Source organism: Pseudomonas sp. NPDC089569, from assembly GCF_050280625.1.
GTDB lineage: Bacteria > Pseudomonadota > Gammaproteobacteria > Pseudomonadales > Pseudomonadaceae > Aquipseudomonas.
On the sequence record NZ_JBNNVQ010000163.1, the window covers coordinates 1 to 7,968 of the forward strand.

Below are 7,968 nucleotides of genomic sequence, written 5' to 3' on the forward strand. Positions count from 1 at the left end.
GTTTGGGGGTGGAGTCGGCGCTGTTGGCCGGACTGTCCACCGACTACCTGGGCCGACGGCTACTGCAGGTGCTGCTGGATGAAGGCGTGCGCAGGCGGTCGGCCTCTTCGGCGTCGATGTTCAGGCCGATGTCGTATTGCTTGGCCAGCAAGGTCAGCGACAGCAGGCGCGGGTACAGCTCATCCATGACGCGCTCGTACTGGGCGCGGCTGTAGCGTGGGTGCAGGGCGGACAGCTTGATCGAGATGCCCGGGCCTTCGTAAATCCCACGGCCGTGGGAGGCTTTGCCGATCGAGTGAATGGCTTGTTCGTACGAGGCCAGGTACTTCTGCGCATCGTGCTCGGTGAGTGCGGCTTCACCCAGCATGTCGTAGGAATAGCGGAAGCCCTTGGCTTCGAACTTGCTGGCGTTGGCCAGGGCTTCGGCGATGGTTTCGCCGGTCACGAACTGTTCGCCCATCAGGCGCATGGCCATGTCGACGCCCTTGCGGATCATCGGTTCGCCGCTCTTGCCGATGATGCGGCTCAGGGACGAGGTCAGGCCGGCTTCGTTGTGCGTGGACACCAGTTTGCCGGTCAGCAGCAGGCCCCAGGTGGCGGCGTTGACGAACAGCGACGGGCTGTTGCCCAGGTGCGGCTGCCAGTTGCCGGTGCTGATCTTGTCGCGGATCAGCGCGTCGCGGGTGCCTTTGTCCGGGATACGCAGCAGGGCTTCGGCCAGGCACATCAGGGCCACGCCTTCCTGGGACGACAGGGAGAATTCCTGCAGCAGGCCCTGGACGATACCGGCACGACCGCCAGCGCTCTTCTGGTTGCGCAGTTTTTCGGCAATCGAGGCGGCGAGCTTGTTGGTGGCTTCGGCCATCGGTGCCGGCAGGCGTGCCTGCTCGATGAGCATCGGCACCACTTCCGGTTCCGGGCGACGGTAGGCGGCCGTGATCGAGGCGCGCAGCACCGATTGCGGCAGGATGCTTTCGGCGAATTCGAGGAAGCACTGGTGCGAGTGATCGACATGAACGTCGCCCGCGTCTTCAGCGTCCCTGGTCACCGAACCGTTGAGCTCGGTCAGGGTTGCACCACCCTCGAGTTTTTCCAGGTAATTGAAAATTGCCTGCTTGATCAGCCAGTGCGGTGTGCGATCAATCGAGGTCGCGGCCGCCTTGAGGCGTTCGCGGGTCGGGTCGTCGAGTTTGACCCCAAGGGTGGTGGTAGCCATGTTTTTATCCTCAAATTTGCCACGACCACGTGGCATCAGCTGGCGGCAAGATTAGCTGTGAGTTGATGGAGGTGCAACCGGGTGCAACCCATTTTTTGTCGGAATGGCAGGCGATTGGTCAGGAAGTGAATTTTGGTACGTACGTGCAGTGTCTGCTTGGTGCTTTTGCTTCTAGAAAGTGGTTTTGACTGCGTAAAAAGGAAGTAAAAAACTGGAATCGAGGACGTCGAGTCGATACGGTGCAATGGATTTTTGACGAAGTGGGTTGCGCCTTGTTCGTCGTCTTGTGTTGCGAGGTGCAACCCATGGGGCGGTTCGCGGGCAAGCCTCGCTCCTACGGGTATTGTGTCGTCTGTGGCATTACGAATGACACAACCCCCGTAGGAGCGAGGCTTGCCCGCGAAGGCGTCATCCGCCTCGCTACATTATTTCCCGCCTATGTATGTAGTCAGAGGCGCCGTCTTCTGAAGGCCAAGACGTCCCGCTGAGTAGGGCATTTCTGATTTTCCCGCCCCTCGGCCATCCCCTCTTGCCTCTCATGCAGAATCGCCGACCCGCCCTCTGCAGAGCTGCATCGGATGTCCACTGCCGCCCACCCACCACGCTTCACCCTGACCATCGACGGCCTGCGCGACGAACTCCAGGTGCTGGAATTCACCGGCAAGGAAGCCATCAGCCAACCGTACCGTTTTGATCTGGAACTGGTCAGCGACTGCCCGGATATCGAGCTGGAAAGCCTGCTGCATCGTCTGGCGTTTCTGCGGTTCGACGAGGCAGGGCACGGCATTCACGGTCAGATTTTTCGCGTGGGCCAGGGCGAGTCCGGTACGCGTCTGACGCGCTACCAGGTCAGCCTGGTGCCACATCTGGCCTACCTTGGGCAGCGCATCAACCAACGTATCTTTCAGCATCAAAGCGTGCCGGCGATCATCGCGCAGATCCTCAAGGACCACGGCATTCTCGCCGACGCCTTCAAGTTCCAGTTGAGCGTCGACTACCCCGAACGCGACTACTGCGTGCAATACGCCGAAAGTGACCTGGCGTTCATTCAGCGCCTGTGCGCCGAGGTCGGCATTCACTACCACTTCCAGCACAGCCCCGGCGGGCACCTGTTGCTGTTCGGCGACGACCAGACCTTTTTCCCGCGTTTGCCGCGGCCGACGCCGTATCGACCGGGCAGCGGCATGGCTGCGGACGAGCCGGTGGTCAGTCGTTTCAACGTGGGGTTGCAAGCACGCACCACGGCGGTGGCGCGGCGGGACTACAACTTCCGCCGGCCCGGCCTTGAACTGGACAGCCGCTTCGACAGCGGGCAGTTGCCCGCGCTGGAGGATTACGCGTTTCCCGGACACTTCATCGACCCTGATGTCGGCCGGCGCCAGGCCCAGCGTGAGCTGGAGCGTCATCGCGCCGATTACCGGCAAGCCCATGGCGGCAGCGATCAACCGGCGCTGGTCAGTGGGCATTTCCTGGCCCTTGCAGAGCATCCGCGTGAGGTCTGGAACGACCTGTGGTTGCTCACGCACATCGAGCACCATGGCCGCCAGCCGCAAGTGCTCGAAGAGTCGGCCGGCAGTGAAGAGGCGGGTGGTTTTCAGGGCTATCGCAATACCTTCGTGGCGACTCCGTGGGACGTATTCTTCCGTGCGCCGCTGCACGAAAAACCGCGTATCGCCGGCTATCAAGCCGCCGTGGTGACCGGCCCGAAAAACAGCGAAATCCATTGCGACGAGTATGGGCGGGTCAAGGTCCGGCTGATGTGGGACCGCGACGGACCGCGCAACGAGCAGTCCAGTTGCTGGCTGCGGGTGGCGACGGGGTGGGCGCACGACCGTTATGGCAGCGTGCTGATTCCCCGGGTCGGCATGGAAGTGCTGGTGGGCTTTGTCGATGCCGATGTCGACAAACCGTTGGTCATGGGTTGCCTGCCCAACGCCGCGACGCCGGTGCCGTTGAACCTGCCGGCGGACAAGACTCGCAGCATCTTCCGCAGCCAGAGCAGCCCCGGTGGTGGCGGCTACAACGAACTGCGCATCGAAGACCGTCAGGGCGCCGAAGAGATCTACCTGCGCGCCCAGCGCGACTGGACCCAGCATGTGCTCAACGATCAGCGGGTGCAGGTCGACAACCAGCGCAGCATCGTCGTCACCGGCAGCGCCCGGCATGAACTGAAAGCCGACGAGCAACGCATCACCCACGGCCAGCGCCGCGCCGAAGTCAAACAGGATGATCACCTGCTGGTCACCGGCGAGCGCCATATTCGCGTGGCCAGCCAGGCGCTCAACGCCACTCGGCAGTTTCATGTCAGCGCCGGCGAACAGGTGGTGATCGATGGCGGGGTGAGCGCCACTGTTCAGGCGGGGGGGCACTGGATCAGCATCGGTCCCGACGGCATCTTCAGCAGCGTGCCGATCGAAGTCGGCGGAACGCCGATGAAGGCTCGGACCGCCATGCCCCACGGGCCGGACGCACCGCAACCCCTGCAACCGGCGCCGCTCAGCCGGGCGCAGATTCAAAGCCTGAAAAGCAATGCCGCGTTTTGCGAGGAATGCCAGCCGTGCAAGGACGGTCTGTGTCCGACGCCCAATGCCTTGTCCGGTGCCGGCAAAACCTCAGCCAACGAAGCAGTGGAACCGGGCTTTCACATCATCGAACAACCCCTGTCCCGCGCCGCCCTGGAAAACCTGCTGTTTCCCCAGCCGAGCCCGGCCGTGCTGGAAAAATTCCGCCGCCTCAACCCGCAACTGGGCAACTACGCCAAGCCCGGCCAGTTGATCGTGCTCAGCGATCCGCGCAACAGCCAGTGCACCCGTGAAGAAGCGTTGTTGATGGAAGCGGCGCAGAAAGTTGATGCTGCTTTGGAGCCGATGAGTGATGCAGAAGCTGAGTTCATGGTGCGTCATTTCCAAGAAATCGACGGTTTTCTTGCTGGCAGCTCAACAGCACTGGGTATTAGTTCGGCGATATTTGGCAATCATCTGGACAACTTGAATAACACCTTGAGAGAGCTTGAGTCTCTGCACCAAAGAACCTTCGATAAATATGGAAAGCTGACCGGCACGGATTTCTTTGTCAGACGCAAGGAGCTGATGCGGCAACTGGATAACAACCTCAAACCACTGCTGCGTAAAGGTGTGGGTATTCCTGATCACTCGAATCTCAAAAATGCGCTCGGTATTAACTACCGTCATCTTGTTCAGCACTGGAGCAAAGCGGGTACGGCGGGCGGAATTCCGGGGTATGCCACAAACATTGAAGGGGTGAGCAAGGCCAGCAAAGTGGTGAAGCTGGGTGGTTGGGTGGGAGTTGGATTAGGGGCTGGGGCTTCGGGGCTCAAGGTGAAGGAAATCTGCCGGGTTGGGACAGAGGAAGCATGCAGAAAAGTTAAATTCACGGAGGCTGGGAAGTTCGGAGGGGCGTTGGGAGGAAGTGCATTTGGTAGTGCTATAGGGGCTGCAGGTACTGCTTCTTGTGTGGGTGTCGGGATTGGTACTCTCGGAACAGGGGGGCTGCTGTGTTCGTTGATTTTAGTAGGGGTAGGAACTTATTTGGGGGGATTGGTCGGGGAGGTAGGGGGGGAAAGAGTTGGTGAAATCGTCTACGGGGAGGTTTTTGATGAGAGGTGACGTTGAGGTTGTTTTTGTTTTGACGATGGGTGGGTTGTTTTTTGGTCTTGGTTTTATATTTATTTTTGGGCAGATTTATTTGGCGTTATTTAAGATGAAAGAAATAATTAATTGCTTGAGTAATTCTCAGGGGGTTTTGCTTCGAAAATCAATAATGAAGAATGGTGGGGTGTTTGGTGTTTATTTTATGTTAATCAGTGTCGCAGCATTTTTGACGTTTCCGTCCAGGGCGATCAGCTCTGGTGAGCTTAGTGAGAAAGATTACATAAACTTTCCTAGAGGCTTGCTGACGTTAATAAAAATTTTATATGGGGCTGCTTTTGTAGGTGGAGGAGCAGCGCTAGTACTGTTTGTCGTTGGGAGATATATGGGGTGGGTTAATTAGATGTGGAAAGCAATTAAATGGGGTTTTTGTTCCCGCTTGTTAGGTTTTGTCTGATAAATAAATTTCGCCTTCTGTTAACGTAAAGTCATTTCATGATTGATCAAAGTATATGGTTGCGAAGCGGCCCGCCTTCCGGAAAAGAACAACTCTTCGCCATTTTCAGCAGCGTCAGCGCTGCTGAGCCGTTCAAGGTTTGGCGGCGTTCGAAAAGTGGCCAGGTGCAACTACTGCCATCTTGTTCATCACTGGAGCAAGGCCGGTACGGCGGGCGGGATTCCGGGGTATGCCACGCATATTGAAGGGGTGAGCAAGGCCAGCAAAGTGATGAAGCTGGGTGGTTGGGTGGGGTTGGATTAGGGGCTGGGGCTTCGGGGCTCAAGGTGAAGGAAATCTGCCGGGTTGGGTCGGAAGAAGCTTGCAGGAAAGTGAAATTTACGGAAGTGGGGAAGTTTGGTGGTGCGTTACTTGGAAGCATGGGAGGGGCAGCTATTGGCAGTGGGGTGTGCTTCGCTATGGGCGTAACGACATTGGGAGTGGGAGGAGTTGCTTGTGGGCTTGTTCTGGTAGGTCTTGGAACAGCAGTAGGCACTACAAAAGGTGAGGAGTTTGGTGAAAATTTCGGAGGGTTTTATATGAGGGTATTTATCCGTGAAAAGTGACGCTGAAGTCACATTCTTTTTGATTGGGGGAGGGATTTTTTTCTTAATTGGACTTTTGGTTGTGGGGATTAGTATCTACCTCTCTTGTTTCAAATTTGTGGAGTTGTCAAATTGTTTGCGGCGATCTAGAGGTTTCGTTAATCGGAGATTTTTAGCTGGGGCAGACCATTTTTCACGATTTTTTGTTTTAGTTAGTATTGCTCCACTTTTTGTATGGCCTAGGCGAGCTATTAGGCTTGGCGAGCTGAATAGAGATGACTACTTATGTCTTTCACCTGGTCTTCTTTTGATGGTTCGGTTGTTTTATTGCTTTGCGTTAGTCGATGGTCTTGTTTTGATAGTGATGTGGCTAGTAAAAGAAATAATGGGTTGGGGTGATTAAGACCGTGGCCGTTTTTTGTGGAATGGCTTGCGCAATTGTGTTTGCTGGTGCAACTGCTGTGTATGGTTGCTTGTGGTGATGTCTATATTTGTCTGGATGGTATTTGTCTAGGGAGTTGTACGTATGGTGAGGAAGTGAGAAGTCAATCTGAGGTGATATTTTTGTTTGCTGGACTGGGTTTGATGTTGTTTGTGTTTCTTACTCTGGTAGTTCTGTTGTATGTCGCCTATTTTCGCATGTCGGAGATGTTAAGGCATTTAAGTAATTCGCCGGTGGCGATGGTTAGAAGGGATGTTATGGGTTGGGACCCTATTGTTCGTTATTTTGCAATTGTCCGGATTGCTGCAGTATTGGTTTTTTCGCGAAAATCTCTTGAGAATGGAGAACTTGATCTTCAGGATTATTTGTCGTTTCCAGTCAGTCTAATGAAAATTATAAAATTATCTTTCGGGGTAATGTTGATACTTTCGGTGATTGTCATGGGTTATGTTTTAGTAGGTCGATATATGGGGGGTTGAATTAGAAGGTCACGTTCATCAAAACATCGCTTGCGAATTGAAGCGATGAGTCCTAGGACATTTCTGGGCGGTTTCCTAGGAGATTTCCTTCAAGTTGTAGTGGTTTGCATGAACTGGTGCTGTGTGAGTTTCATGGATAGCCTTTGGTGGTCACTGACAGTTCAGTGGTGGGGTGTAGGAACCCTTCAAGACTAATGGGAAGCTCTTAGCGTCAACGCTTGGTTTGCGGCCGCTCACATGCGTCCGTAAGATCAGTTGCGGCGGCTATGCGCGGGCATGCTTCGGCGTGGTCGAGTTTTCCCAAGGTCTCGATATTCCTACCCCGCGTATAGCTGCCACCCTAGCCTGTAGGAAGGCTCATGGCAGTTCCTGTTCTTTCTTGGGAGCTTCTAATGACAAAACTTAAACCCGATCCACCCTACGAAAAACCAATCCCCCATCCTGACAACCGCTTCATGGCGCTCACCAGCAATTGCAGCGAAATGCCCACGCTCTTCGTCGACACCCACGCACCGCTCGACGTGCTGACCGACGCGGCCAGTTACCGAATCCGCGCCGTCACCCAGGTGCTGGAAAACCTGTCCATGCGCGGCTCCATCGAATGCGAGTCCTTCATCCTCAGCGACTTCGCATTGCTCTGCGCCATCCCGTTACGTGATGGCTGCGATGTGCTGGATGTCGTCGGCCGGCGCTTGCGGGCCATGCCTTCCTGAGCAGGGTTAAAGCCTTCACCAGTCCCCTGTGGGAGCGGGCTCGCCCGCGATAGCGTCGGGTCAGTCGACTTCAATGGTGACTGATGTTCCGTCATCGCGGGCAAGCCCGCTCCCACAGGGTTTTGCGGTGGTCATGGTCTGTTTGAGCAAATGCGCCGTCACCTAGGTGCTGGATAACCGGTCCATGCACGGCTCCATCGAATGCGAGCCCTTCATCCTCAGCGACTTCGCATTGCTCTGCGCCATCCCGTTACGTGATGGCTGCGATGTGCTGGATGTCGTCGGCCGTCGCTTGCGCGCCTTGCCTTCCTGAGCAGGCCGCTCGGCCGCCAACCCCTGACTTGCGGGCCGGTAGAAGGTAAACTTCCCGGCCTTCGCAGGAGCAGCCATGAATTATCGTCACGCCTTCCACGCCGGCAATCACGCCGATGTGTTCAAACACCTGACCTTGACCCGCCTCATCGCCCTG

General features: G+C 56.2%; 4 protein-coding genes and 2 pseudogenes. 5 read left to right on the plus strand and 1 reads right to left on the minus strand.

Annotated elements, in window-relative coordinates:
* Nucleotides 1-91 precede the first annotated feature (91 nt).
* Nucleotides 92-1,216, minus strand: a pseudogene (locus ACQKP2_RS30915) (proline dehydrogenase family protein); the annotation flags it as partial.
* Between the two features lie 578 nt (nucleotides 1,217-1,794).
* Between ACQKP2_RS30915 and ACQKP2_RS30920 the strand changes: the two are divergent.
* The 5 genes and pseudogenes from ACQKP2_RS30920 to ACQKP2_RS30940 all read left to right on the plus strand — a co-directional run.
* A pseudogene (locus ACQKP2_RS30920) lies at nucleotides 1,795-3,792 on the plus strand (type VI secretion system tip protein VgrG); the annotation flags it as partial.
* Between the two features lie 1,039 nt (nucleotides 3,793-4,831).
* A complete protein-coding gene (locus ACQKP2_RS30925; protein WP_427582103.1) occupies nucleotides 4,832-5,227 on the plus strand; it encodes a hypothetical protein in 396 nt (131 codons plus the stop codon).
* Nucleotides 5,228-6,285: 1,058 nt separating this feature from the next.
* The gene (locus ACQKP2_RS30930) at nucleotides 6,286-6,786 is read left to right on the plus strand and encodes a hypothetical protein (RefSeq protein ID WP_427582104.1); all 501 of its coding nucleotides are present in this window, start codon (nucleotides 6,286-6,288) and stop codon (nucleotides 6,784-6,786) included.
* Nucleotides 6,787-7,178: 392 nt separating this feature from the next.
* On the plus strand, nucleotides 7,179-7,499 hold the full coding sequence (locus ACQKP2_RS30935) for a hypothetical protein (RefSeq protein WP_427582105.1): 321 nt from the start codon (nucleotides 7,179-7,181) through the stop codon (nucleotides 7,497-7,499).
* A gap of 388 nt (nucleotides 7,500-7,887) precedes the next feature.
* Nucleotides 7,888-7,968, plus strand: an 81-nt coding sequence (locus ACQKP2_RS30940; RefSeq protein ID WP_427582106.1) for a hypothetical protein, incomplete at its 3' end; no start/stop codon positions are given.

Bases quoted from the DNA above. Each gene is read 5' to 3' on its own strand.
- ACQKP2_RS30925 (WP_427582103.1), top strand. From the start codon at position 4,832: ATGAGAGGTGACGTTGAGGTTGTTTTTGTTTTGACGATGGGTGGGTTG.
- ACQKP2_RS30935 (WP_427582105.1), top strand. From the start codon at position 7,179: ATGACAAAACTTAAACCCGATCCACCCTACGAAAAACCAATCCCCCAT.